The following is a 1,667-nucleotide window of genomic DNA, read 5'->3' as shown; positions in this document are numbered from 1 at the left end:
GGTTGGGCGGCAGTTCTTTTCACCCGAGGCCGTCGCCGGTTTGCGCGATGACGCCGTCGCCGCCTTCTTCTGGGTGGCCAACTGGATGTTTGTCGCAGACAAGACCGACTATTTCACCCGGGGCGCTACGCCGTCGCCATTGCAGCATGCGTGGTCGCTCGGTGTCGAAGAGCAGTACTACATCATCTGGCCGCTCGTGCTCGTCACGGTGGCGGTGCTGTTGGCCGCGCGAGCTCGCCGTCGGCAGCGGTGGGCCACGCTGGGCGGGGTCCGCCTGACGGTGTTGTTGCTGGCCACGCTGGGTGCTCTGGCGTCGGCCGCGGCGGCCATCCTGCTCGTGTCCGACGCCACCCGGGACCGGGTTTACTTCGGCACCGACACCCGGGCGCAGGCGCTGTTGGTGGGCGCGGCGGCATCGGCGCTACTGGTGAGCGACTGGTCGTCGCTGAACCGCGGCTGGTCACTGATCCGGTCCCGGCGGGGCAAATGGATCGCGCGGCTGCTGCCGGTAGTCGGCCTGGCGCTGTTGGGGGTCGCCACCCACTACGCCACCGGCAGCGCCCGCGAGTTCCACGAAGGTCTGCTGCTTGTAGCGGCCATTGCGGCGGTGTTGGTGATTGCCCCGGTGGCGCTCGACCAGCGCGGACCCGTGGCCGTTGCGCTGGCGTGGGGTCCGGTGGCGTGGCTGGGCACTATTTCGTACGGCGTCTACCTGTGGCATTGGCCGATCTTTTTGGTGCTCAACGGTGAACGGACCGGGTGGTCAGGGCTGTCGTTGTTCGCTGTCCGGTGCGCCGCCACGCTCGCGGTTTCCATCGTGTCGTGGTGGGCGATCGAACGGCCCATCCGGAGATGGCGACCGGTGCGGGTGCCGTTGTTGCCGCTGGCTGGGGCGACCGCCGCGACGGCTGCCGCGGTGATCTTGCTGGTTGTTCCGGTTTCTGCCCGGCCCGGCGGCGGGCCGCTTGCGGGCAGCCTGCCACCTGGCGTGTCATCGGTCGCGGTTGTTTCACCGTCTCCGCCTAAGGCGTTCATCCCTGCGCGCGCCGTGGGGCAGCGTGATCCACGACGGCCATTTACCGTGTCGGTCTTCGGCGACTCGATCGGCTGGACGTTGATGCATTTCCTTCCGCCGACTCCGGGGTTCCAATTCATCGACCACACCGTGATCGGCTGCAGCTTGGTGCGGGGCGGCCCGTACCGCTATCTGGGCGAGACGCTGGATCAGAAGGGCGAATGCGAATCGTGGCCGAGTAGATGGAGATCAGAGATCGCGATAGACCAGCCCGACGCCATACTGCTGATCGCCGGCCGCTGGGAGACGGTCGATCGAGTCAACGAGGGTCGGTGGACTCACATCGGTGACCCGGCCTTCGACGCCTACTTGACAGCTGAATTGGGCAGCGCGGTAGACATTCTCAGCTCCAGCGGCGCGCCACTGACCGTGGCTAATCTGCCCTACAGCCGGCGGGGTGAACGCCCGGATGGCAACTCGTGGCCAGAGGATCAACCCGAGCGGGTGAAGGAATGGAACAAATTATTGAGCGGGACCATCGGCCGACGTAGAGGCGTGCGGATACTGGATCTGAACAAGAAGCTGTGCCCGGACGGGGTCTACACCGCGAAAGTTGATGGCATCCAAGTGCGTAGCGACGGTGTACACCTGA

The 1,667-nt window shown here is 66.2% G+C and carries 1 protein-coding gene; it reads left to right on the top strand.

The window, feature by feature from the left end; genetic code table 11:
- On the top strand, positions 1–1,667 hold a 1,667-nt coding region (locus tag WBF82_RS21635), incomplete at both ends, for an acyltransferase family protein (protein WP_424384979.1).

It is taken from the genome of Mycobacterium sp. (genome assembly GCF_049673265.1).
Taxonomy (GTDB): Bacteria; Actinomycetota; Actinomycetes; order Mycobacteriales; family Mycobacteriaceae; genus Mycobacterium.
The sequence above is the reverse complement of the archived record's forward strand: the minus strand, read 5'-3'. Positions and strand labels throughout refer to the sequence as shown.